General features: G+C 53.0%; 20 protein-coding genes and 2 pseudogenes. 4 read left to right on the top strand and 18 right to left on the bottom strand.

The features are described 5' to 3' along the window. Nucleotides 1–6: 6 nt before the first annotated feature. From I6L36_RS00520 to I6L36_RS00505, 4 genes are read right to left on the bottom strand one after another with little or no spacing between them, the layout of a single operon-like run. Nucleotides 7–879 carry a hypothetical protein gene (locus I6L36_RS00520; protein ID WP_021140990.1) on the bottom strand — a complete coding sequence of 291 codons (873 nt, stop codon included), beginning with the start codon at nucleotides 877–879 and terminating at the stop codon, nucleotides 7–9. Next, nucleotides 876–3638, bottom strand: coding sequence for a hypothetical protein (locus I6L36_RS00515; protein WP_005330554.1), 2763 nt, complete (start codon nucleotides 3636–3638; stop codon nucleotides 876–878). The genes I6L36_RS00520 and I6L36_RS00515 overlap by 4 nt, the downstream gene beginning before the upstream one ends. Further along, a complete protein-coding gene (locus I6L36_RS00510; protein ID WP_005330555.1) occupies nucleotides 3635–4243 on the bottom strand; it encodes a hypothetical protein in 609 nt (202 codons plus the stop codon). The genes I6L36_RS00515 and I6L36_RS00510 overlap by 4 nt, the downstream gene beginning before the upstream one ends. After that, complete coding sequence (locus I6L36_RS00505; RefSeq protein ID WP_103858836.1) at nucleotides 4240–5496, bottom strand: hypothetical protein; 1257 nt, start codon at nucleotides 5494–5496, stop codon at nucleotides 4240–4242. The genes I6L36_RS00510 and I6L36_RS00505 overlap by 4 nt, the downstream gene beginning before the upstream one ends. A 248-nt stretch (nucleotides 5497–5744) precedes the next feature. Here I6L36_RS00505 and istB point away from each other — a divergent pair. After that, nucleotides 5745–5952: pseudogene (gene istB, locus I6L36_RS00500) on the top strand (IS21-like element ISAs29 family helper ATPase IstB); the annotation flags it as partial. A gap of 333 nt (nucleotides 5953–6285) precedes the next feature. Here the strand turns inward: istB and I6L36_RS00495 are convergent. The 14 genes and pseudogenes from I6L36_RS00495 to urtA form a co-directional block, all read right to left on the bottom strand. Beyond that, nucleotides 6286–7452: pseudogene (locus I6L36_RS00495) on the bottom strand (IS3-like element ISAeme20 family transposase). A 111-nt stretch (nucleotides 7453–7563) separates the two neighbouring features. Beyond that, nucleotides 7564–8187, bottom strand: a complete 624-nt coding sequence (ureG, locus tag I6L36_RS00490; RefSeq protein ID WP_053288401.1) for an urease accessory protein UreG — start codon at nucleotides 8185–8187, stop codon at nucleotides 7564–7566. Between the two features lie 22 nt (nucleotides 8188–8209). Further along, the gene (locus tag I6L36_RS00485; protein WP_109112777.1) at nucleotides 8210–8905 is read right to left on the bottom strand and encodes an urease accessory protein UreF; all 696 of its coding nucleotides are present in this window, start codon (nucleotides 8903–8905) and stop codon (nucleotides 8210–8212) included. A gap of 3 nt (nucleotides 8906–8908) precedes the next feature. Next, a complete protein-coding gene (locus I6L36_RS00480) occupies nucleotides 8909–9463 on the bottom strand; it encodes a HupE/UreJ family protein (RefSeq protein ID WP_197970407.1) in 555 nt (184 codons plus the stop codon). Nucleotides 9464–9497: 34 nt separating this feature from the next. Then, on the bottom strand, nucleotides 9498–10067 hold the full coding sequence (gene ureE / locus I6L36_RS00475; RefSeq protein ID WP_109112776.1) for an urease accessory protein UreE: 570 nt from the start codon (nucleotides 10065–10067) through the stop codon (nucleotides 9498–9500). 19 nt (nucleotides 10068–10086) lie between these two features. Next, nucleotides 10087–11790: an urease subunit alpha gene (gene ureC / locus I6L36_RS00470; RefSeq protein WP_053288399.1), complete on the bottom strand. Its 1704-nt coding sequence runs from the start codon at nucleotides 11788–11790 to the stop codon at nucleotides 10087–10089. Further along, the gene (locus tag I6L36_RS00465; protein ID WP_053288398.1) at nucleotides 11787–12146 is read right to left on the bottom strand and encodes an urease subunit beta; all 360 of its coding nucleotides are present in this window, start codon (nucleotides 12144–12146) and stop codon (nucleotides 11787–11789) included. The genes ureC and I6L36_RS00465 overlap by 4 nt, the downstream gene beginning before the upstream one ends. Nucleotides 12147–12155: 9 nt before the next feature. After that, on the bottom strand, nucleotides 12156–12458 hold the full coding sequence (locus I6L36_RS00460) for an urease subunit gamma (protein WP_053288397.1): 303 nt from the start codon (nucleotides 12456–12458) through the stop codon (nucleotides 12156–12158). Between the two features lie 23 nt (nucleotides 12459–12481). Next, on the bottom strand, nucleotides 12482–13324 hold the full coding sequence (locus I6L36_RS00455) for an urease accessory protein UreD (RefSeq protein WP_053288396.1): 843 nt from the start codon (nucleotides 13322–13324) through the stop codon (nucleotides 12482–12484). After that, nucleotides 13321–14016 carry an urea ABC transporter ATP-binding subunit UrtE gene (gene urtE / locus I6L36_RS00450; protein ID WP_053288395.1) on the bottom strand — a complete coding sequence of 232 codons (696 nt, stop codon included), beginning with the start codon at nucleotides 14014–14016 and terminating at the stop codon, nucleotides 13321–13323. The genes I6L36_RS00455 and urtE overlap by 4 nt, the downstream gene beginning before the upstream one ends. Beyond that, nucleotides 14010–14792, bottom strand: a complete 783-nt coding sequence (gene urtD, locus I6L36_RS00445; RefSeq protein WP_319026223.1) for an urea ABC transporter ATP-binding protein UrtD — start codon at nucleotides 14790–14792, stop codon at nucleotides 14010–14012. The genes urtE and urtD overlap by 7 nt, the downstream gene beginning before the upstream one ends. Nucleotides 14793–14848: 56 nt before the next feature. Beyond that, on the bottom strand, nucleotides 14849–15931 hold the full coding sequence (urtC, locus tag I6L36_RS00440; RefSeq protein ID WP_103859157.1) for an urea ABC transporter permease subunit UrtC: 1083 nt from the start codon (nucleotides 15929–15931) through the stop codon (nucleotides 14849–14851). A gap of 4 nt (nucleotides 15932–15935) precedes the next feature. Then, nucleotides 15936–17540, bottom strand: a complete 1605-nt coding sequence (gene urtB / locus I6L36_RS00435) for an urea ABC transporter permease subunit UrtB (RefSeq protein ID WP_232091028.1) — start codon at nucleotides 17538–17540, stop codon at nucleotides 15936–15938. A 96-nt stretch (nucleotides 17541–17636) separates the two neighbouring features. Further along, nucleotides 17637–18905: an urea ABC transporter substrate-binding protein gene (urtA, locus tag I6L36_RS00430; protein ID WP_185702506.1), complete on the bottom strand. Its 1269-nt coding sequence runs from the start codon at nucleotides 18903–18905 to the stop codon at nucleotides 17637–17639. Nucleotides 18906–19250: 345 nt separating this feature from the next. On the opposite strand from urtA, the gene I6L36_RS00425 reads away from it, so the two are divergent. The 3 genes from I6L36_RS00425 (at nucleotide 19251) to I6L36_RS00415 (ending at nucleotide 24576) form a co-directional block, all read left to right on the top strand. Continuing rightward, entirely contained in the window at nucleotides 19251–20198 is a 948-nt protein-coding gene (locus I6L36_RS00425) for an IS30-like element ISAs2 family transposase (protein ID WP_019706001.1), read from the top strand. Nucleotides 20199–20267: 69 nt separating this feature from the next. Then, entirely contained in the window at nucleotides 20268–23645 is a 3378-nt protein-coding gene (locus tag I6L36_RS00420) for an ATP-binding protein (protein WP_232091029.1), read from the top strand. Further along, entirely contained in the window at nucleotides 23632–24576 is a 945-nt protein-coding gene (locus tag I6L36_RS00415; protein WP_124813028.1) for a DNA-binding response regulator, read from the top strand. Before I6L36_RS00420 ends, I6L36_RS00415 begins: the two co-directional genes overlap by 14 nt. Nucleotides 24577–24760: the final 184 nt, after the last annotated feature.

Here is a 24760-nt window from a genome sequence, read left to right as displayed (position 1 = left end):
AGTTCCTCACAACCACACGGCTTCCTGCTCCAGCGCCATCCCGCTGGCTTGCATTGACCGGATCAATTGCTTCACTTCCACGTCGAAATCGGCTGTCGCAGGGTGTGCCAGCATGGCGTTGAATTCGCGCTGGGTATCCTGCCAAAGCGTGGTACAACCGAAACGCTCGAGACGAGATGGCCACTCGGGCATCAACCACAGGGCCACGCTGTGGCCAAGACGGCTGCGAAGCCGGGCAAAGTTGAGCAGACCCACTCCGTCGTAGTCGGGAAAGAAGTGGATCGCAGGCGCCCGCTGGCGCAAGGCGAGCCAATCCAACAATGTGTTGGGCAATTGGCCACTGTAATAAGCAACACTGGCGGGCTGGGCGCAGGGTAGCCAGTCCAGCTGGTCAAACAGCGCCTGATTTTCCACAAGCCATAGCGGATGTTCGGTATACCAGGTGCTGTCGGCGTGCACAGTCAGAGCGGCGACGCCCAGTTGATCGGTGCTCAGTCGCAAGTCCAGCCGGTTGTCTTTATCGTCTCGCCACGCCACCTGACCGGGACCGGCCTTTAACAGCAGATAGCTGAACTCATGCCCATGATCTGCCCCCTTGCTACGGCGAGTTGCGGCGATGTTACGCGCTCGGCGTGGCAGACCATCGACCAATTCGGCTTGCTCTATTGGCACCAGTTGTCGCCACTGGTGTTCCACCACGGCGGGCAGCCTTATCTCAAATACGACTCCCCTGCCCTCGGGCCGCATCTGTATGCTGCCGGTAGCGCGGGCAAAGCTGCTCAGCTCACGTCGCTGCCCCTCGCTCAATTGAGAGCTGGCAAGCCCTCCTCCAGGGGCTTGGCGCAATTTGCGCAAGGCGGCGATCAAACTACGGCTCATGGTCGCTCCTTGGGAGCAAGGACCAGCCAGCTCTGCCGATTGATATGGTTCTTGCCGGCATGGTGATGGATAGGTACGCAATAGCGTGCCGTGGTCAACGGAGCTGGCGAGGCGCAGATCAGGGCAAAACCGAATTCTGCCGCCACATCGATCAAATTTTTCTGGTTGCGGGTATCCAGCGCCAGCGCCTCATCCAGATAACAGATGGTACGGATGCGCTTGTTCTTGTGATGCATCAGGTGGAGCATGGCCAGCCCGGTCACCAGCTTGGCCATCAATACGGTGCCGTTGGAGGCCGCACTGTCTATCTCGGTGAAGGACTCCTCCTGCTGATCCTGCTTACCTATCACAAACTCCAGGCGAAACAGATCGGCGACACGGAGCCCTTGCCGGGCATTGCCCTCATCAAACAAGGTCTGTTTGGCGCGATCCAATCGCACATCATCCAGCACGCTTTGCTGATTAAACAGATCGAAGCTCTCCCCCGTCTCCACCTGAGCGGACTTATCGAGCAGAATTTCGATGGCTTCCACCAGGTGTGCTTCATCCCTGGGCTCGATTTTGAAAACCCTGAGGTCGGACAGTTGACGCTGACTCACCAGCCGGTTAAAGCCCCGCATCTGCGCCTTAAAAGCATTCAGCCCCTGTCTGAGCTGTTTCAGGCTGGCGGTGACATTGATCACGGCACTGCGGGCCTTCTTCTCCAATGCCTCGGCTTCTTTTGGCAACATCTGATGGAAATCGAGGATCCGACTCCACTCCTCGTCCTGAGTCGGGCAGTGTTCATACTTGGTGAGTCCGCCAGCGTGCAAATCCTGCAAACCGCGCTGCAACGCGCTGTTCAACGCCAACAATTGACGACTATCGGTCTGGAATTCTTGCAAACGGGTATATAGGGTATCCAGCGTTCTGGTGGCTCCCCCGAGCCAGGGATGGTAGGAAAGAGATTCCAGATAACCGAATTCTGGCCCCTGATCCTCGCGCTGGTTACGCATGGTGACGATGCCGTTATGCTCATCATCCAGTCGCATCTGCGCTTGTCGCAAAGCATTGAGTTGATCAACCAAGCTCAATTGCTGCTGGTTAATCGCTGCCAGCTCGGCCTGTAGCCTATCCAGCTCTTGTTCATGGGCTATCAATTGCTCTGCTCGCTGGTCACTCTGGGCCAATAGATGCTGCCAGGTGTCGAAGTCGGCCAGCTCCTGCCGCAGTTGTTGCTGCTCCTGCTCTAATCGTTGCTTGTGTGCCTCGGCCTGGTGGCGCTGCTCGGCTGTTTGCTGCTGCACCTCCAAACTGGCGATATGCCTGTCGGTATCCCTGATCTGCTCCTTCAGCTCGGCTTCACTGAGTTGCTGAAACTGGGGATGCAACCGATGAAGGTTGATGCGCAGGCCAGCCAGCATCAGCGTCTCGCCCGGCGTCTGTGACAACTGTTGTTTCAACCGGGGCATATCCAGTTCGAAATCTGCCGGTCCTAGCTGCATCACTCCGGCCTGGAGCACCCGGTTTAGTCGCAGTAACTCCTCTTCACTCAGATGATCAGCCATGTGTCGATAGAGATTGTCGGTCAAGGTCTCCTGCTGCCGATGCAGGCTCATCGACAACTGCTGTTGCCGACGTAAATCTCGCCTTATGTCCTCTACGCTGCGGCTCTTGACCTGCCCCAGCAGGGTGATCTGAGCCTCCAAATTCTCCTTGACCGCCGCCAGCTGTGTTTCAAGTTGCTCACGTCCCGAAAGCAGGGTAAACCGACGCTCCAGCTCCGCTTGCTGCTGATTGAGCGCCAGCAGCTGAGTATGGGACTGCTGTTTTACGAGCCGTTCGACACTCAGCTCCTGAATACGGCTCCCCGATTGCTTTTGTGCCGTCTCGCATTGCAACACCTTGGCTGCCAATTCCTCTGCTGTGGACTCATAGTAGGAGTGCCACTGCTTGAGGTCTTCTTCTATCTGTGGGCACCAGACGATGAGCTTGCCTCTGAGCGTCAAACGCTCTTGCACTTGTTTGGCCAAGCTCAGGATCCGTGCAGACTGATTGACCGCCGCCTGATACTGAGCCCGTTCACTATTGACCTCGCTAAATGCCTTTTCCCACTCTTGCCGAAAGTCGATGGCCGCATCCGACAAGTCCCGTTTGAAGATTTCCAACAGATAATTTTTGACATCGGCCGAGGTGAGCCTATCCAGCCGTAAGGTACGAGTGAGGACCTGTCGATAGGCAGCAGCATCCGATTGATGCTCCAGATGAAAGAGGGTGAAATCGGGCTCGCTGGCGGCCCGCTTGCGACGACCACCATACAGGGCATCGCGAAAATCATTGGGACTCTTGTAGACAAACACCAGCCGCTGGCGCGTGGCCAGGTGGTTTACCAGTTGGGGCTCCGCCACCAGAGCGCCGCCGTCCAACCGATAATCATCCAGATCCAACGCTCCCTTGTAGGCAAAGTACTGATAGTCATGGCTAACCCCCTTGCCGACACATCCCAGCACCACGGTCCCCGTTTCTGGCAGACAGGCTTCCAGCAGTATGTAGGCGCTGTTGTTGGGGAAGTAGAATCGTTTGGACTTCTCCAGATCGTGGGCGCCAAAGTCCATGCGTCGCTGGTCGATGATCAATAAAAACTGCAGCGCGTTGATGAGGCTGGTTTTACCTGTGTTATTGGGGGCGATGAGTGAGACGGCAGCATCCAGCGGCAACTCGGCTCTCTGATACCCGGCACTGCCCAACAATACCAGACGCTCAAACCCGTACTGGATCATGCTTCCTCCTCCTCATCCAAACCCACCTCTGCCGATTCATCTTCCTCGCCACCCTGCGGCTCATCGAATGAATCGTCTTGGCCAGATGCGCTCAACGATTCGAAGTGTTCCAGATAGCGATAGACCGCCGGCAATAACTGCCAATAACCGTTAAGTGACAACGCAAATCCGAGCTTGACCGCGCTGTCCAGCAACGCGATGAAGCCATCCAGCTCCAACCCCTCGGCCTCAAGGATCTCCTGATGATGCTCGTGAGCCTTGGCCAGCAAGGCCTTGTCTACCCGCCACTCCGTAAAGCGGGACAAGGGTCTGCCCTCATCAGCCTGGGTATCAAACAAGCACATCCATAACAACGCCAGGCGCTTGCTAGTCTTGCTGGCTTGGCTGCCGGACTCCTCGATATGAAACCAGGCATAGCCACGTGGCTCGACTTTAAGCTCAAACCCCAGGGCGGCAAAAATAGCCTGATAGCTTTCCTGACACCGCTCCAGCTCGGCCCACAGGGCAGGCTCCGCCACCCGGTTGAGGTGCTTGCCGCTGTTGAACAGGCGAAACAGCTCACTCAGGGCACCGAGCGACTCCAGATGCGAAATAGAGGTAATCATGATCTCTGGATCCTGTTGGGGTGATAACTGACCAGCACCTCTTGCAAATCCGTTGTGGTGCTATCTGGGTGAAGGCTCGCCAGCCAAAGAGGCTCACGCACCAGTTCGTGGTAGAGTCGCAACAAGGTGGCATCCGGCTGCTCGCCATAATGCTGTAGCAACCAGAGCATCAGGTTCTCCACTGGCAGGCTCTCTTGCAGGTGTTGTTTGAGGGTCTCGTCATCAATGGGCTCAACCAGTGAGGCGTCGAAGGGGACCTCCGTCGGGAAACGGATGAGTTCCGGTATGTACGCCAGGGCGCTGGCCATAAAATCCTTGACCTCGAAGCCTACACTAACGCGTCGCGGTCGCTCCTGCCGCCAGACAGGCAAGGCCCCCTTCGTATTGCGCAACGGCAGAGCTCGCGTGAGGCCACGTTTGCGCACACGCCCCAACAACTGGCTGATGGCGGCAGACAGGCCATTATGCTCGCGCAGCTCTTCACGCAGCGGCAGCAAGGTGGCGGCACATTGCTGGGCTACCAATCTTCCCAACCGCTGCAACTCCTTGGCTTGATAAGAAACCTGACGCAACTGTAACTGGTGGGTATAAAGCCCACCTTGTATGGTGATGGCCTCTACAGCCCGATCCAGAGCCCTCTCCGCCTGCTCCAGAAAGGGATAGAAGTTGCCCGCAAGCCCGGAGTCCATCATCTCGTTCATGGGCTCCACATACTGGTCATAGGCTTCAAGCACTGAGCGATAACGTTGCGCTATTGGCATGGCTGCATCCGCGGATTTAGCCTGTTCGGCCAGCTCCAATATGGCATGGCGATCCTGATCCAATTGCAAACTGATCTGCCGCAACAGGTCTGACATCTTGGCTGAGCCCTGACGCAAATAATCGGGATTGAGTGGTTCAGAACCTTCCAGTATTTGTGCTGTCGCTTGTTTGATGGCCTCGATACGCGCCTTGAGCACGGCAGAAAGCCCTAACTCATGCTCACGTAACAGCCCCCGCGCAAACTCTTGCACCAAGGGGTTGACCTGCAGGGTATCGGTTCGCTCAAGCCACTGCAGGACATCGCTGCTACATAGGCTGCGCAAGATTTCTCCACACTCAGGCTCGCTGTCACTGCCCCGGCTGGACTTGCCAATTAGCCTCAGCACCATCGCCTCATCGAAAGCAGGCCATTCCCGCGAAGCCCGAACCAATGCTTCGATGACGTCCCAATGTTTATGCAGTTGGAATATCAGACTTTTGGGATTTGCCATTCGGTATCCTTGTTCGCTCCCTTGGCCCCAGTCCAAAGAATCATACGATGGACGGCTGGCGTCATTTGACCACAAGAGCATAGAAAGCAACCCAGCTGGCAACAATACTGGATACTTCTACATGTCGTTTTTTCAAGCAGATATCTGACGACTCCGGTCTCCCTTACCGCCATTGCTGCAAATGCTCAAACGCTGAGTGTGGGCCGGACTACCGCCAGGATGTTGGCTTGGATCACGCCTCCAGCAGGCAGATCATGGATGATCGGTATGGAAAATACTCGACGGTAGTGGTCAGTCAACTACCAACGGAAGAGTGGTACGCGAGCTTGGGGGACAACACCCCTGGCAGATGCGATCCTGGACCGGCTGATGCACAACGCTCACCGGCTGTCACTGAAGGGAGAATCGATGAGAAAGAGGAGAAGTGAGTTGACCCAATCTGAACAGTCGAGTTAGAAACGAGATGACATGAGCGCGTTAAGGATCAGGGTGTTCACGTTGGCCGGAATCACTGTTCAACTTCACCGGAATACGCAGGGCCAACACTCTGATTTCCACTGATAACTCCTGGGTCAACATGGGCGTGGCTCAAAAGCCACGATCTTGGCCCAGGTGGGTCAACTTTACTCCGGCGTTAGTGGGTCATTTTTACATCGGCGGTGACATCAATGCGTTAAGGATGATTCCGGTGAGTGTGAACAGTGATTCCGGGATGTTGAACACTGTTTCCGGAAAGGAGGGGCAAAGTGTTCAGGTTGAGGTGTCCTGACAAGATCGGACAGTCCCGGATCAAGCAGCCTGAGCAGTTCTCCAATACCTCTTGTTAAACTCCGCCGGGCTGACATTGCCAAGTCGTGAATGCCGACGCTGGCGGTTGTAAAAAATCTCTATGTATTCCTGAATCGCTGCCTTGGCCTCCGCTCTCGTCTCGAATCTATGGTGGTGAACCAGTTCATTTTTAAGAGACCCCCAGAAGCTTTCTATCGGGGCATTGTCGAAGCAGTTCCCCTTGCGTGACATGGAGGTCTGCATGCCAAATTGTACCTGGAGAGCCCGGTAAGCCTTGGCACAGTACTGACTGCCCCGGTCTGTGTGATGAATAAGCCCAACGGGTGGCCTCTTCTGCTGCACAGCCCGAAACAGCGCCTGACTGACCAACCCGGTGGTCATTCGCTCTCCCATCGCATAACCCACTATCTCACAGGTAAACACATCCTTGAGACCAGCCAGATAAAGTCAGCCTTCGTCGGTGGCAATATAGGTGATCACCGGTCCAGACTTCGTTGGGCTTCGTCGGCGCAAAGACCTGACCAAGGAGATTCTCCGCCACGGGCAGGGAATGAGCAGAATGGGTTGTCGCCTTGAATTTGCGCTTTTGTTTGCAAGACAACCCCATTTCACGGCGCAATCGCCCAATCCGGTCCCGCCCAGCGTAAAATCCTTCGGCGGCCAACTCAGCTTGTAAACGCGATGCGCCATAGGTCTGGCGCGTCTTGCTGTGAGCAGCCCGAATGGCGACCTTGAGTCGTTCATCTTCTTGTTGGCGCTGTGACGGTGGACGCTGGCGCCAGTGGTAGAAGCCCGCACGAGAGACCTCCAGCACACGACAGATAACGGAAATGGGATAGATGTCCTGTTGGTTGGCTATCCACGCGTACTTGGCAGTGACTCCTGAGCAAAGTACGCGGCGGCCTTTTTTATGATGTCGCGCTCCATGTTGGCTTGTGCGAGAGCTTTGCGTAGCCGGGCCACTTCAGCCTCCAGCTCGGCGACAGAACGCGCTCCGGGAATGGCCGATGTATCCTTTCCTCCTTTGGCTGCGACCACCCAGTTGCTCAGTGTGCCTTTGGCAATACCCAACCTTCTGGCGGCTTCAGCTTGGCCAAGGCCTTGCTCCAACACCAGTCGAACCGCCTCTGCCCGAAACTCTGGTGAATAGTGTTCTCTCGATTTCATTCAATACCCCCGATTGTCTCATCGTAACAATCGGGACTGTCTGTGAAAATCAGGATACCTCATCGCGTAATGCCCTGAATCGTTTAGACAATTTCAGGGCCTTCGTCGCACTTATGCTTTTGGCGTTAACATGCCATGTGTCACGATGAAATCGATGATGGTATCCACTCCCTGACCGGTTTTCAGATTGGCGAATGTCCACGGTTTTTGTGGGCGCATACGGTTGGTGTCTGATTCCATTACATCTAAACGCGCACCAACATACGGGGCCAAATCGATTTTATTGATCACTAATAAATCAGATTTGGTAATGCCCGGCCCGCCTTTGCGTGGAATTTTCTCGCCTTCCGCCACATCAATCACATAGATGGTCATATCAGCTAATTCAGGGCTGAAGGTGGCACTCAGGTTGTCGCCACCGCTCTCAACGAAAACGACATCCAGATTGCCGAATTTCTCACTGAGCGCTTCAACAGCGGCCAGATTCATCGATGCATCTTCACGGATCGCCGTGTGCGGGCAACCACCGGTTTCCACCCCGACAATACGCTCGGCAGGTAACGCGCCTGCTTCGGTTAAAATTCGCTGATCTTCTTTGGTGTAGATATCGTTAGTGACGACGGCGATCTCAAAGTGATCACGCATCTTTTTACATAATACTTCTAACAGCGCAGTCTTGCCGGAACCAACAGGGCCGCCAACGCCAACTCGTAATGGGGATGATGTTTGAGTCATAAGAGTGTCCTTTCCAATCTGATTATGAGCGGAATAACCGCGTGTATTGTATTTCGTGGCATGCACTGGCGATGGCGAGGCAGGTTAAACTGCCTCCGATCTCATCGTCTTGCACAGTGCAAGCCCGTTGGTATTTTTCAGGCAGTTGCGCGGATAATTTTCGAAGCAATGTCTGACCCGCTTGCTGACCAATGGGCACTAATTTAATGGCGGCCATGACGGCACCTTCCAGCAACGCGAATCCCCAGCCCAACGCTAGTTGCTCGACACTCAGGTTGTTTTTTGCACCAAACCACACCATGCCGGCCAGCTGTGAGCGTTTCAGATGAACGGCCATATCAGCACTGCCTGAAATGCCCCAATCTTTGATCACACGGTAAAACGCATCACCGCGCTGCCCCTCTTCCAACCGAAACTCTTCGCTTTCGCGGCTCGCTACCAGCAAATCGATAGCGTCTACAAAAGCAGTCAGATTGTCTTGCCGGGCAGCAACGTAAAGGCGGTTGAGAAGCGGCCAGTCGAGATAGACCAGCCCTTCGTCCATTTGATCAGTCAGCCATTGTTCAAATTCAGCGGCGTTTTTAACCCAACCCGTTTCAACCGCCCATTCCAGCCCTTGCGAATAGGTAAACCCACCCACTGGCAGATTAGGGCTCATCAATTGGAATAGTTGTAACCAACTGACTGGCGAGGTTTGATTGATCGCTGAAAAAATCATGAATTAACCCGCCAACAGTGCTGACGCCGAGGCAAACACCACTGCTGCCCAGCCTTTTTTCAACCATGCTATGTGGTTCGCTTTGCTGCCAACCGCATAACCCACCGCCAGCAACACCAGCGATGAAACCACAGCCCCCGCAGTGAACAACGCGACTTGCCCGACAGGCGCTTCAACACCATGCGCCCAACCATGAAACAGCGCAAAGCAAGGTATCATCCAGCTCATTATTGACAAACGATTGGGCGCAAACACCAAGGCACCCGCAAACCAGAGCGAGGCCAGCACCAGCGGTTCCACCAGATTATTGCCGCCCAGCAGCACACCCGCACCAGTACCAACCACCATGGCCAGCAGGGTCAATAATGGCAGCGATAAACGACGCCCCGTTAATGCCGCCAGAAAGCCGCTGCTCAGTAACATCATCAAATGGTCAAGGCCAGTCAGTGGATGCAACACCCCCGATGAAAAACCGTGCTCCATGTGCCCAGGGTGAGCAAAGGCAGGTGTAGCCAGTAACATCAGAGCGATTGCGGTGGTCATACGTGATTTGTTCATATTAAATTCCTTTTTTTACTTATTAATTAGTTGCTTATGATGTTTTCAAAAAACCATGCATCGGCACGACGATCGCTGCACTGGCTGCATGAGAGTGAGCATGCAGATGATCATGGTTGTGACCATGTTCGTGATCATTATGATGATGGTGATGCCCTGCGCCCGCTTGCGATTGGTAAGCGCCAGCCTCTGGTTCAAATGGCGCAAGCTCAACCGCAACCGAGCCACCTAAACCAACCACCATCTCATCGAGCACATAATCGTGCTGATAACGGGCAAAACCGGCCTCGATTTGCAGCGGTACATGGCGATTACCGAGGTGATAGCAGATCCGACTCAGTAGTAACGGGTCATTGCAGCGCACCGTGGAAACCTGCTCTTCGGCGGCTTTTACCATCACGACAACTGCGCCAGCATCGTCAGTCAAACACTCGCCGCCACGTAATAGCTGACCACGAGTCAGGAATAGACCGGCTGCATCGCCATTATCTAAAGTGACTTTCAGGCGGCTTTTGATACGCAGATCGATCGGCAGTGTCAGCGTTGTGAGTAGCGCTTTTCCTGCTGCTTCTTCTGTCGTTAATCGTTGTGTGAGTCGAATCATTTTGTGTTCCCAAGTTCGCCTAGAATAAAAAGTAGCGCTGTGCCATTGGCAACACCGCAGCCGGTTCGCACGTCAGTAATTCGCCATTGGCGCGCACCTGATAGGTCTGGCTGTCGACTTCAATCAGCGGCTGCCAGTCGTTGTGGATCATGTGTGCTTTCTTCACTGAGCGGCAGTTCTTCACTTCCCCAATCAGACTGTTTAATCCCAGTTGCGCAGGCAAACCAGAGCGAATAGCCAAGCCAGACAGGAACGTCATGCGGGTCGAATGCATCGCACGACCGAGCGCACCAAACATCGGGCGGAAATGTACCGGTTGTGGCGTTGGAATAGACGCATTGGCATCACCCATCGGTGCTGCGGCAATCATGCCTCCCTTCAAAATCATGGAAGGTTTCACACCAAAGAAAGCCGGACGCCACAACACCAAATCGGCTAATTTGCCCGGTTCAATCGAACCGACTTCATGGCTGATGCCGTGCGCTAAGGCTGGGTTAATGGTGTATTTGGCGATATAGCGCTTGATACGCGTATTGTCATGTCGTGCTGGGTCGCTACCGAGGCTGCCGCGTTGCACTTTCATTTTGTGCGCAGTCTGCCATGTGCGCGTGATCACCTCACCGACACGTCCCATTGCTTGTGAATCGGACGAAATCATCGAGAATGCGCCGAGGTCATGCAGAATATCTTCCGCCGCAATAGTTTCACGACGAATACGTGATTCCGCAAATGCCACATCTTCAGGAATAGCGGGGTCGAGATGGTGGCAAACCATCAACATATCGAGATGCTCATCGACGGTATTCACGGTGTAAGGGCGCGTTGGGTTCGTAGAAGACGGCAGCACGTTCGCCAGCCCGCACGCTCTGATGATATCCGGTGCATGCCCACCACCCGCACCTTCGGTGTGATAAGTGTGAATAGTGCGATCGCCAATTGCTGCCAGTGTGTCTTCGACAAAACCGCTTTCGTTGAGCGTATCGGTATGAATAGCCACTTGCGTGTCGGTTTCTTCCGCCACATTCAGGCAGTTATCAATCGATGCGGGGGTAGAACCCCAATCTTCATGCAGTTTCAGGCCTATCGCACCTGCGGCGACCTGCTCATGCAGCGCATCGGGTAAGCTGGCATTCCCTTTACCGAGGAAACCCAAGTTCATCGGCAGACTTTCTGCTGCTTCCAACATACGCGCCATATACCAAGGGCCCGGCGTACACGTTGTGGCGTTGGTGCCCGTTGCCGGGCCTGTGCCCCCACCCAACATGGTGGTCACGCCAGAGCAGAGCGCTTCGTCGATCTGTTGCGGGCAGATGAAATGAATATGGCTGTCGATGCCACCCGCTGTGACAATAGAGCCTTCCCCCGCGATCACTTCGGTGCCCGGGCCAATCACTAATGTCACGCCCGGTTGCACATCAGGGTTACCCGCTTTGCCGATGCCCGCGATACGACCATGTTTAACGCCGATATCGGCTTTGACGATGCCCCAGTGATCAATAATCAGCGCATTGGTGATCACCAAATCAAGGCAATCACGGCTCAGTGCTTGCCCCTGCCCCTGACCATCGCGAATGACTTTTCCACCACCGAATTTCACTTCGTCGCCATAAATGGTGAAATCTTTTTCCACCTCCAGCCATAACTCGGTGTCAGCCAACCGCACCCGATCGCCCGTGGTTGGGCCGAACATATCGGCATAGGCTTGTCTGGAAATAATACTCATGCCTGAACTCCCTGTTCGTTCTGTGCACCCTGATCACTTTGCGCAATTTCATCTAACGGGCCCATCACATCGCCACGGAAACCATACACATGGCGGCGCCCCGCGTATGCCACCAACATGACCGTGCGGGTCTGGCCCGGTTCGAAACGCACCGCAGTGCCAGCAGGAATATCAAGGCGAAAACCGCGCGTGGCAGCACGGTCAAACTGCAAGGCAGGGTTGGTTTCAAAGAAGTGGTAATGTGAGCCGATCTGGATCGGGCGATCGCCTGTGTTGGCAACAGCCACTTGTAACGTCGCACGGCCTTCGTTGAGTAGCAGTTCACCATCGGCAACCTGAATTTCTCCGGGGATCATAGGCGCTCCTTAAATGATGGGTTGATGAACGGTGACCAGCTTGGTGCCGTCAGGGAATGTCGCCTCGACCTGCACATCGGGGATCATTTCGGGTATGCCATCCATCACCTCATCGCGAGTCAAAATGGTGCGACCGTAATTCATCAACTCGGCGACCGTCTGGCCATCACGGGCCCCTTCCAAAATCGCAGCACTGATCAGCGCAATCGCTTCCGGATGATTGAGTTTTAAACCACGCGCTTTACGTCGCTCGGCCACCAGTGCGGCGGTAAACAGCAGTAACTTGTCCTTTTCGCGAGGGGTCAGATCCATCTTGTTCTCCTTGTAAACCGTAATCAGGTATTCCAGATCCGCGGACGACATGCGGGGCACCCAATCACCGTCGGGCGCAATGCTTGCCAAATCGTCTGCATTAATTGTTGTAACGGCTCGTTGTGTGCGCCGAGCAAGCGCACAATCAGTAAGTCATTGAGTAAGGTCACGCCAGCCGGTGCTGCGTAGCCTTGCAGTAATTCACGTACCAGTTCCCGTTCTGTTTCAGAACAAGGCGATGCGATGAGGGTCGCGACCAGCGGATAGCCTGCTAAACCTGCCCGGCGCTCGAGATCAGCGGCATCAAGCACCCGCAACGATTCATTCAGGCATAACCGCTGGTTACGATAGACGCGCCAACGGCTGCGTAACTGCCCTTCCAAAAATCGCTCTTCATTGACGGGCCGACCAAGCGAGATGCACTCCCAAGCGATCAATCGCGAATCACTTTCCAGATGGAAGGTGCTCTGCAGTTGCAAATTGGCACCGGGAAACAGAATGTTATCTTGCGGTAGCCACTCCAAAGCGGCACCTTCCGCCAGTTGGAAGGTTTGTGTGACCTTCGATTGTGGCCCCGCGCTACGATAAAACTTGGTGGCACCAGGGGTAGTCAGCAGCGCATGCGCCTCCTGTTCCACCTTAATTTGCACATCGAGCTCATCGCCACCTACCACGCCACCCGGTGGATGCAGCAGGTAGAGATGACAAGGCATGCCTTCGGGGTAGAATGGTCGTTGCACGGTCAGCGGGCCGTACTGGCGTCGTTCGGCCAGCACGGTCTGATTGCCGCGACGAGAAAACCCCAGCGACAAATGCGCTTGCCAGCCGGTTTGCATGGTTGCTATCGCTGCCGGTTGCATCGTCATACCGTCAGATATTCCTTGATCAGCCCTTCGTTGAGATCAGCCATCAGGCCGTCAGCAACACGACGACCGCGATCGAGCAGGCAGAAGCGATCGCCGACTTTGCGGGCAAACGGCAGTTTCTGTTCGACCAGTAACACAGTCAGGCCGATATCACGGTTGAGTTTGCGGATGATGTCGCCAATTTCACTGACGATGTTCGGCTGAATACCTTCGGTGGGTTCATCTAAAATCAGCAGTTTCGGATCAAGCACCAGCGCACGACCAATCGCGAGCTGTTGCTGCTGACCGCCGGATAAATCGCCACCACGACGCTGTTTCATCTCTTTCAACACAGGGAACAGTTCATACACCTGATCGGGGATCTGGCGCTTGTTATCGCGACGCGCAGGCAGTCCGATCTTGAGATTTTCTTCGACCGTCAGCAGTGGGAAAATCTGACGACCTTGCGGTACGTAACCGATGCCAATTTCCGCACGCCGCTCGACCGAAAACTTGCTGATGTCTTGACCATCAAATTCAATCTGACCGCTTTTAACTGGCAATTGCCCCATCAACACATTCAACAGCGTGGTTTTACCCACGCCGTTACGACCCATCAAACAGAGACATTCACCCTGTGCGATCTCGATGTCCAGATCCCACAGCGTGTGCGATTGGCCGTAAAATTGATTAATACCGGATAACTTCAGCATGCTGATTCCCCCAGATATACCTCGATCACTTTCGGATCAGCCTGCACCTGACTCATGGAGCCTTCCGCCAGCACCGAGCCTTGATGTAATACCGTGACTTTATTGGCAATCGAGCGCACGAAATCCATATCGTGCTCCACCACCACGACGGAGTGTTTGCCCGCCAGCTGTTTCAGCAGTTCAGCGGTGCGTTCCATCTCCTGATGCGTCATTCCTGCCACCGGTTCATCGACAAGCAGCAATTCCGGGCGCTGCATCAGCAGCATGCCAATTTCCAGCCACTGCTTTTGGCCGTGCGACAACACACCCGCTTGGCGATGACGCTCAGCAACCAGACCAATCAGCAGCAGCGTTGCTTCAAGATGATCGCGATCTTCACCAGACAGTTTGCTAACAAAGGTCTGCCAAACGCCTTTATTCCCCGCCATGGCCAGTTCAAGGTTTTCTTCCACCGTAAGCGGTTCAAACACGGTTGGTTTTTGGAATTTACGACCTATGCCTGCTTCAGCTATCGCCGGTTCATCGAGTTCCAACAAGTTGATGTTCTGACCAAACCACGCCGAGCCGGTGTCAGGGCGTGTTTTGCCGGTAATAACATCCATCATGGTGCTTTTACCTGCCCCGTTCGGGCCGATAATGCAGCGCAGTTCGCCTTTGTTGATGTAGAGGTTGAGGTTATTCAGTGCTTTAAAACCGTCGAAACTGACGTTGATATCTTCCAGATAGAGGATCACACCATGCCGTAAATCGAGTTTCACTGGCGCTGGTGGTGCCATCCGTTCGCGCAAGTAGGTCGGTGTTAAGATCGTTTTGGTTTGTGCAAACATGTTCATCACACCGCCTCCTTGCGATTGAATAAACCGGTAACACCTTTTGGCAGGAACAGCGTGACCAACACGAACAGCGCACCCAATGCGTAGAGCCATTCATCAGGCAGAATGCCGGTAAACACCGACTTGGCGTAGTTGACCAAAATTGCGCCGACCACCGCGCCATAAAGCGTCGCCCGGCCACCGACGGCCACCCAGATCACCAGTTCAATCGAGTTCAGCGGAGAAAACTCGCCCGGATTGATAATGCCGACTTGTGGCACATACAGCGCACCAGCAACGCCAGCCAACATGGCGGAGAACACGAAGATCGCGAGTTTGAAATATTCCACCCGGTAGCCCATAAAGCGGGTGCGCATCTCTGCATCGCGGATCGCCACTGCAACACGCCCCAGTTTCGAACCGACAATCACGCGGCAGACCAGATAAGCCAGACAGAGCACAACCGCCGTAATGAGGAATAACGCCGCACGAGTTGCATCGTCGGTCAGACTAAAACCGATGATGTCTTTGAAGTCGGTTAAGCCGTTATTACCACCAAAACCCATTTCATTGCGGAAGAACGCCAGCAGCAGTGCGTAGGTCATTGCCTGCGTCATGATCGACAGATAAACGCCGGTCACACGCGAGCGAAACGCCAGCCAGCCGAACACAAACGCGAGCAAGCCCGGAACCAGCACCACCATCAGCATGGCAAACCAGAAATGGTTCATGCCATACCAGAACCATGGCAGTTCATGCCAGTTCAGGAACACCATGAAATCTGGCAAAATCGGATCGCCATACACTCCGCGCGTGCCGATCTGACGCATCAGATACATGCCCATCGCGTAGCCACCCAGCGCAAAAAAAGCGCCGTGACCGAGACTTAAAATGCCGAGATAACCCCAGACCAAATCAAGCGCCACGGCAAGCAGGGCGTAACACAAATACTTGCCTAACAGCGTCACAGTGTTGGAACCGACATACAGCGCGCTGTCATGTGGCAACAGCAGGTTTGATAACACCACCAGCACCGAGCCAACCAGAATGGCACTGAGCAAACTCAGGCCCGCTTTATCTTTGAATACAGAATTAAATAGCATGTTTTTAGCCCTCAACCGCACGGCCACGTTGCGGAAACAGCCCGCGCGGGCGTTTCTGAATAAACAGAATGATCGCAACCAGAATCAGGATTTTTGCCAGCACAGCACCGGCATACGGTTCCAACAGTTTATTCGCCACACCCAGTGACAGACCCGCCACCAACGTGCCCCATAAATTGCCGACACCGCCAAACACCACCACCATGAAGGAGTCGATGATGTAACCCTGCCCTAAGTTCGGGCCAACGTTGGTCAGCTGAGACAACGCCACACCAGCAATACCAGCGATGCCTGATCCCAGACCGAAAGTTCTGGCATTCACCCAATCTGAGCGAACACCCATGTTGCGAGCCATAGCGCGGTTTTGCGAAACCGCGCGTACTTCCAACCCCAAACGACTGCGTTTCAGCAACCACATCAGGCCAGCAAAAACCAACAGGCTAAACAGAATGATGAACATGCGGTTCAGGGTCAGCGACAGGAAGTCGTTCCACACCCATGTGCCACTCATCCACGAAGGCATAACCACACTTTGGTTCAGCGGGGAGAAAATTGAGCGCACCGCTTGTTGTAACAGCAGGCTGATCCCGAAGGTTGCCAGCAGGGTTTCGAGCGGGCGGCCATATAAGAAACGGATCACACTGCGCTCAATGACAATGCCGACTAAGCCCGAGACACAAAATGCCGCAGGAATAGAGAGAAGTAACGCAATGCCCGGTTCATTCGGTAATAGTTTTTGCATCACGAAGGTGGTGTAGGCACCCAGCATCATCATCTCGCCATGCGCCATGTTGATCACGCCCATTACACCAAAGGTGATCGCCAGACCAATGCCTGCTAACACTAAAATGGAACCGAGGCTGATACCGAAATAGAGGGTTTCAATGCCACTGTAAAATGACTGACTGCGTTCGAGCTTTTTCACCGCTGCTGCGGCGGCGGATTTCACTTTGGCATCGGTATCGTTCTGAGCAACGGATTTCAGCTGCCCTACTACTTCTGGGTTATGCACTTCACTGAGTGCATCGACTGCGCTCAGGCGTACCACAGCATCGCTATCGACTAATTTGCTGAATGCGATCACCATGTCATAGGCGGCTAATACCTTGGCATCGGTCTCTTTTTGTTGATGGGCAATCAGCGCAGCACGATCGGAATCAGCTACCTTCCCCAACATCGATTTCACTGCCTGCAAACGTTTCTCTGCATTCGGATCATTTAAGGCCAGTTGAGCTGATAATTCAGCAATTTGGCGGCGCAAGGCATTGTTCATCGCCACCCGTTTGAAATCAGAACTGTCACCGGCAACTGCTTGTTTGTCGGTTAAATTAACAAATATTTCGCCCTGACGAATGACCATCAGTTCGTCACTTTTACGGAAAAACAGCTCACCGTTATCCAACGCAATAAAAAGATCAGATGCATAAGGTTCACCGCTGGCAGCAATTGTCGTGATGGCCTCTTTCTTGGCGGTAAAATCACGACCACTCAGTGCTTTTAATGCCTCATCGGTGGTCATCGCCTGCGCCATGACACTCCAGAGACCCATCATCAGGGTTAAACCAACCACGATGATTCGACTGCATCCTGCCTGTATTAATCGCATCATGCTTTCCTTGTCCCAGAGAAAATGAACTTTCTCTCTTTAATTCCGAAGGTGTTAAAAATTCAGGGCGGAATATCTCCCGCCCTGTCAGTCACGGAATTAACCGCCGCATTTACCTGTTTTCACGTTGAAGTTGCCGCAAGAGAGCGGTTTACGCCAATCGGAGATCAGGTCTTTTGAGCCTGGTAAGAAGTCAGACCATTCGTCACCAACAACAGTACCTTTGGTTTCAGAAACCACTTCGAACTGGCCGTCGTCCTGAATTTCACCGATCAGCACAGGTTTCGTGATGTGATGGTTTGGCATCATGGCTGCGTAACCACCAGTCAGGTTAGGCACAGAAACACCGATCAGGGCATCTTGTACTTTCGCCGGGTCAGTAGTGCCCGCTTTTTCAACCGCTTTCACCCACATGTTGAAACCGATGTAAGTCGCTTCCATTGGGTCGTTGGTTACAAGCTCTTTTTTACCGGTAAATTTGTGCCATTTTTCGATGAAATCTTTGTTTGCTGGGGTGTCTACGCTTTCAAAGTAATTCCATGCCGCCAGATGGCCAACCAACGGTTTAGTGTCGATACCTGACAGCTCTTCTTCACCAACAGAGAACGCCACCACTGGGATGTCTTGTGCAGAGACGCCTTGGTTGCCTAACTCTTTATAGAAAGGCACGTTCGCATCGCCGTTGATAGTAGAAACCACCGCAGTTTTCTTGCCCGCAGAACCGAATTTCTTCACATCAGCTACGATTGACTGCCAGTCTGAGTGACCAAACGGGGTGTAGTTCACCATGATGTCAGACGCTTTCACGCCTTTGGCTTTCAGGTAAGCTTCCAGAATTTTGTTGGTGGTGCGTGGATAGACATAGTCAGTACCCAGCAGAGCCCAACGCTCTACGCCCTGTTCCATCAGGTAATCAACCGCTGGAATCGCCTGCTGGTTTGGTGCAGCACCGGTATAGAATACGTTTTTGGATGACTCTTCCCCTTCATACTGCACAGGGTAGAACAGCACGCTGTTCAGCTCTTCCACTACTGGCAGCACTGATTTACGGGAAACGGAAGTCCAGCAGCCGAAAATGGCAGAGACTTTGTCTTTTTGAACCAACTCACGCGCTTTTTCAGCGAACAGCGGCCAGTTTGACGCAGGGTCAACCACCACAGGCTCCAGTTTTTTGCCCAGCAATCCGCCTTTCTTGTTCTGCTCATCAATCAGCATAAGCATGGTGTCTTTCAGTGTGGTTTCACTGATCGCCATGGTGCCAGACAGCGAGTGCAAGATACCCACTTTGATGGTGTCATCTGCAGCAAACGCGTGACTACCAAATAAAGACGCAGCCAGAATAGAACTTGCGAGTAGTTTCCTTTTCATGCGTATTCTTCCTTAAATTAGTTTTCAGCTATGAACAAACCCTGCTTCGGTATCTGTTCATTTGAAGCTTCAAGACAATCACCCTTTGAACAAGCAGGTTCAGTATTGAGAAAAAACAGCGGGCTAAATATGCGCATATCGTGCAGAGAACTACGTCAAATGACGTATATGTGAATGGCTGATAATTCGATACACTGATGTGGGAGGATGTCTTTCCTCACTTGATCGCAAGGAGTGAAACGGGAATTCAGATAATAAGTGCGACACTCATGGATGAATGGCGAGAGGTGGCCAACTGCTGATTGGTGGTACCCTTCTGCTCGCCAAAGTAAAAGCAGTATCACCATGAGCTATCAGCAGTTGACCGAGGGGCAACGATACCAGTTATCGGTGCTTCGCGCACAGGGGATGTCCATCCTTGCCACCGCACGCGCCATTGGCGTTCATCGCTCCACCCTCTACCGGGAGCTGCGTCGTAACGCCGGGCCGCAGGGCTACCAGCCAGACAATGCGCATCAGCACGCCACCCACCGACGGGCCAGTGCGGCCAAATCTCGGCTATCTGCCGATGTCATCCAGTTTGTCGAGCTGACACTCGCCTGGTGGTGGAGCCCGGAGCAGATAAGCGCGGTGGGCAAGCAGATAGGCCTCATGGTGAGTCACGAGTGGATATACCGCCATGTGGCCGCCGACAAAGCCCGGGGTGGCCAGTTGTACCGCCATCTGCGCCAGGGCCACAAGCGCTACCGCAAGGGGGCGAGCAGCCTGCGTTCTCCCATCAAGGAAGCCCGCTCTATTGATGAACGGCCGGCTATCGTCGATAGCCGGGAGCGGCTCGGTGATTGGGAGGCGGACACGGTGCTGGGCAAGCAAGGCACAGGTGCACTGGTCACCCTGGTGGAGCGCAAGAGCCGGCTCTATCTGGTCAAGCGGGTCGCGAGCAAACAGGCTGGGGTGGTGCGGGATGCGATAATCGAGATGTTAACGCCCTACATCGAGCAGGTGCATACCATCACCTTTGACAACGGCGGCGAGTTTGCCGAACACAAGGCGATAGAGGAAGCGCTGGGTGCCGAGACTTACTTTGCGCACCCTTACTCTTCGTGGGAGCGCGGTCTGAACGAGAACAGCAATGGGCTGTTGAGGCAGTTTATCCCAAAGGGAACAGACCTGAGAGAGGTCACGGACGAGGATGTCAGGAGAGCGGAGCAGTGGCTCAACCTACGACCTCGGAAATGTCTCGGATTCAGGCAGCCTGTCAAGGTATTCGAAGAGTACCGTCAGGCGGCATAGGCGAGTGTCGCACTTCGAAGTTGAATACGCGAAATCAAGGGCTATTTATCATGAATGGAAGCACTGTCTATGATGCAAAAGATTCCTATTAATCGGCGGAAATACAATAAGTTAGTTGCCAATGAGATGTTGGAAGACTTCGCGCTGCGCTTTACCTCGAAACGCGCCCGCAAATGGTCTGCGACCTGGATCGCCAATAGCGCACTGGGTATTGTCTCGTTTCTGGTTTTAGAAGCGTTGGGCGGCTCGATTACGCTCTCTTATGGTTCCATCAATGCACTGTGGGCTATCGCAGCCGTTTCCGTAGTCGTGATTTTCAGCGGCATCCCAATCTGCTATTACGCATCCAAATATGGGGTAGACATTGACTTACTCAGCCGTGGTGCTGGGTTTGGTTATATCGGTTCCACCATTGTTTCGCTGATATACGCCTCGTTTACCTTTATCTTTTTCGCGCTGGAAGCCGCGATCATGTCGATGGCGTTGGAACTGCTATTGGGCATCCCGCTGTTTTGGGGCTATATCATCAGTGCGATAGCGGTGATCCCGCTCGTGATCTTTGGTATCACTAATATCAGCCGTTTTCAGATGTTATCGCAGCCACTGTGGTTGACGATGCAGATCGTGCCGCTGTTTTATGTCTTCAGCCACCCCGATTCACAACTCGACAGCTGGCTGGCTTACACCGGTATGAATCAAAACGGGAATGGCTTTAACTGGCTACTGTTTGGCAGCGCGTCAGCCGTATTACTGGCCGTCATTGCGCAGTTAGGCGAGCAAGTCGACTTTCTGCGCTTTCTGCCAGAGCAAAAGAAAACTGGTCGTTTCAAATGGTGGTTAGCGATGCTATTCGGCGGGCCGGGTTGGATACTATTCGGTGCCACCAAACTCGCGCTTGGCAGCTATCTGGCGTGGCTGGCAATCAGTCATGGTTTTGGCGCGGCTGAGGCCAGCGACCCTGCGCATATGTACCTCAATGCCTTTGGCTACATGACCGACAACACCAAGCTGGCACTGCTGGCGGCGGGTGTGTTTGTCATTATGTCGCAGCTTAAAATCAACGTCGCGAATGCCTATGCCGGCTCACTGGCTTGGTCGAACTTCTTCTCTCGCTTAACGCACAACCATCCGGGTCGTGTGGTCTGGATGGTGTTTAATGTCGTGATTGCACTCTTATTGATGGAGCTCGGCATCTACCAGTTGCTGGAAAAAACCCTGCAAGTTTATTCCGTCTTAGTTTTAGCGTGGATCGGCAGCTTGGTTGCCGACCTCATTATCAATAAACCGCTGGGTTTAAGCCCACCAGGTATTGAGTTCAAACGCTCGAAACTGTATGACATTAATCCGGTCGGTCTCGGCTCGATGATCATTGCCTCATCGGTTGGAATAGCAGCCCACCTCGATGTGTTTAATGAAGCCATCAAAGCGTTTGCTTCCTATATCGCCTTTGCTTTGCCGTTTATTACTGCACCACTGATTGCATGGTTGACCAAAGGCAAATTTTATCTGGTCAATACCAAGACACAAAGTCATGTTCATCACGATCACGAACTTACCTGTTCCGTGTGTGAAAATGCTTATGAACCGGAAGATATGGCCCATTGCCCCGTTTATGGTGGTCATATCTGCTCGCTCTGTTGCTCACTCGATGTGCGTTGTGAAGATAAATGCCGCCCCAAAGCCACCATTCATGAGCAGATACACACATTCCTGCATCCGTTTCTTCCCGATGAATTGCTGCACAAACTGTCCAGCCCCATCAGTCAGTTCATGATTGTGTTAACCATCGTCAGCAGTTTTATGGCCGCCATTTTCATGATCGCCTACAGCCAAATCCCTTCGCTGGCACCCGATAATATGCACACGATCACGGGCGGTATGCTCAAAGCGTTTGTGATGCTACTGATTCCGGTTGGCATTATCAGTGGCCTGTTTGTGCTGGCACGGAACACCAGTCGTAATGCCATCACTGAGCTGAAAGCCCACACCCAACTGTTAACGCATGAGATCAGCGCACACGAAAAAACCTCCCGACAATTGGAACAAGCGAAAAAGTCCGCAGAAACGGCTAATAACGCCAAAAGCCGTTACTTGGCGGGGCTGAGTCATGAATTGCGCACCCCGCTGAATGTCTTGCTGGGTTACGCACAATTGTTAAGTGATGATCGCAAGCTGGATCACCAAACCCGTGAATATGCCCATATTCTTCGGCGGAATGGAAAACACCTTTCTGATCTGTTGGAAGGGTTACTGGAGATCTCCAAAATTGAAGCGGGTCGTCTTGAGCTGCAACGCGTTGAATTTAATCTGGCAACCATGCTCGATGAGCTGGCAGAGATGTTTGCGATGGAAGCATCCCAGAAAGGGCTTGAGTTTAAATATATACCTTGCGTGAATCTGCCTGTCTACATCGCCATCGACAAACAACGCTTACGGCAGATCCTCATCAATTTGCTGGATAATGCGGTTAAATATACTCGCGAAGGGAAAGTGACTTTCCGCGTCACCTACCGCAATCAGGTGGCGCGTTTTTCCGTCCAAGATACCGGTATTGGGCTATCTGAGCACGACATCCAGCAGATCTTTAAGCCGTTTGAGCGCATTCAAACGCAAAATACGCGCGCCATTCAAGGCACGGGGCTTGGGCTGACTATTTCTCATGCGCTGGCCAGCCTGATGGGCGGCGATATCTCCTGCCAAAGCCAGCCGAATGTAGGCAGCAATTTCACACTGACCATGATGATGTCAGCAGTCGAAAGTCCCGTTTCAGTTCCAGTGCTGATTAACCCAAATATTACCGGTTACACCGGCGCACGACAGACCATTCTGGTCGTTGACGACATTGCTGATCAACGCAATCTGGTGAGCAACATTCTCACGCCACTTGGTTTCAACATTTTACAGGCGAATGGCGCGGCTGAAGCGCTGAAGATGGCCGAAAATCATACCATTCACCTCTATATTCTTGATATCACCATGCCCGAAGTCAGCGGCTGGCAACTGGCGATCCAGCTGCGGCAAAAAGGCATCCGCAGCCCCATTATGATGCTGTCAGCCAACATTCATGAGTTAGAAAAAAGCAACATGCTCGCCAAATATCATAATGATTACCTGAGCAAACCCATCTCGCGGGAACAACTGCTCACGAAACTCAGCAACTTATTACCCGTCGACTGGCTGTTTGCAGACGAGCCGGAAGATAAACCAGCCGCCAATTCAGATGCATCCGTAGCGCACGCGGCGCTCCCATCCCATGATGATCTGACGCAGTTGATCAATTATGCGGAAATTGGCTTTATGTCCGCATTCCTCGAAAAACTGGATGAGATCGTCAGTTCCGGCGACAGCGCTGAGGCTTTTTTTGGTTCAATCCGCAGCGATGCATCGCAATGTAAATTTGAAAAAGTCGTACATAACCTGAACGAGTTGATAAATGAGCATTATTGAATTCAGTAACATCATTGTATTAGTGGTCGACGACTCGCCTGAGTCACTCGGCATGCTTAACGCTACGCTCAATAAAGCGGGGTTGACTGTGCTGGTGGCGCTCAGTGGTGCACAAGCATTGGCGATTGTGGAAAAAGTGCAGCCCGATGTGGTGTTGCTGGATGCGATCATGCCGGAAATGGACGGGTTTGATACGTGCCAGAAACTGAAAGAAAAGCTCCCCTCCACCCCTATTTTATTTATGACCGGCCTTAACGATTCAGAGCATGTCATTCATGGTTTTGAGGTGGGTGGTGTCGATTATATCACCAAACCGGTTGTGCCAAATGAAGTGCTGGCGCGAATCAAGGTGCACAGCCATAACGCCAAACTGGCGAAATCGGCACAATTTGCCCTCGATTATGCCGGGCAATATGTCTTCTGCGTATCAAAACAGGGGCGCTTGGAGTGGGCTACGCCTTACGCACAAGAGCTGATCGGCAAGATAAATGGCGATATTCTGGAAACGTGGAAAAGCATTCAACCCGACATCGCCCGCTGGATCACATCCGAACATCGGAAAGAACCTCTGCAACTGAACCAGTTTACCCCGCCGATTCAAGCTGAATATGCCGGTGAATATGATCAGCTGCATGCATTGATCCGTTTGGTCACGCCGAAAAAACGCGGTACAGAAGAAGATTTGCAACGCGAACTTAATCTCACTAAACGCGAATCTCAGGTGCTTTATTGGCTCTCTTTCGGCAAAACCAATTGGGAGATCGCCACTATTCTTGAAATGAGCCACAGAACAGTGAACAAACATCTTGAGCAGATCTACAAAAAGCTCAATGTTGATAACCGCACTGCAGCAGCAAGTATTTCACTGCGGTTACTCGATAGCTCACATGCCAGGGAAGGTGCGAATAAGTACCCTATGAGCCAAAACTAAAAAGTTTAGCCATTTAATATCAATAATTTAGAATGGTGTGTTTTTGTGCCAAGTGACTTGTTAGCACCTTCCCTAAGGAAAGTGCGAACAAGTATCCCACGAACAAAAAATGAAAATTTTAGTCATTTAATATCAATGGGTTACCAGTAAATGCTCTCGTGCCATATGACTTATTCGCACCTTC

This window comes from Aeromonas sp. FDAARGOS 1406, assembly GCF_019048565.1.
Classification (GTDB): Bacteria; Pseudomonadota; Gammaproteobacteria; order Enterobacterales; family Aeromonadaceae; genus Aeromonas; species Aeromonas caviae.
The sequence above is the reverse complement of the archived record's forward strand: the minus strand, read 5'-3'. Positions and strand labels throughout refer to the sequence as shown.